The organism is Oleiphilus sp. HI0132 (assembly GCF_001635845.1).
On record NZ_LWGJ01000311.1, the window covers coordinates 1 to 798 of the forward strand.

Below are 798 nucleotides of genomic sequence, written 5' to 3' on the forward strand. Positions count from 1 at the left end.
AAACGCCTTGTACCGTTGGCTATGAAGTATCGGGTGTCATTGATGCTATCGGCACAGGCGTAGATGAATCCTGGCTAGGCAAGGAAGTTATCGCCTTAACACGCTTTGGCGGCCAAGCTGAGCAAGTCACAGTGCCCCTACAACAAGTATTTGATAAACCAGAAACGCTCTCCTTCGAAGCCGCAGCAGCAATCCCCGTAAACTACCTTACCGCCTACCAATTACTCGTCGCGATGGGAGGCTTACAAGCTCATGAGAGCGTTCTCATTCACAATGTGGGAGGTGGTGTCGGTCTTGCTGCACTGGAAATCGCCAAGCATATTGGCGCTACAATTTATGGTACTGCTAGCTCAAGGAAGCACAAGTTCTTAAAAGAAAAGGGCTTGGATCACGCAATAGATTACCGTACCCAGGATTGGAAGAAAGAACTTCTCGCCCTCACCAATAGCCGCGGTGTCGACTTGATCACAGACCCTATTGGCGGCGATAACCTGAAAAAAAGTTACAGTGCCTTAGCTAACACCGGCCGACTAGGCATGTTTGGTATTTCCTCTGTGTCCGACTCGGGAATCAAAGGCAAGTTGAATATGCTTAAGATGATTGTGCAAACACCTTTTTATCACCCTTTTGGTTTAATGGATCAGAACAAAGGCGTATATGGTGTCAATATGGGGCATTTATGGCATGAACATAAGAAGATTGATATCTGGATGAAAGAGATACTAAAAGGCTATGCTGAAGGCTGGATCAAGCCTCATGTCGATAGCACGTTTTCCTTCAAGGATGCAGCCAAAGCGC

At 47.0% G+C, this 798-nt stretch carries 1 protein-coding gene; it reads left to right on the plus strand.

Translation table 11 applies throughout. The annotated features are described in order from the left end of the window. Positions 1 to 798, plus strand: a 798-nt coding sequence (locus A3766_RS03740) for a zinc-binding dehydrogenase (protein WP_068641707.1), incomplete at both ends; no start/stop codon positions are given.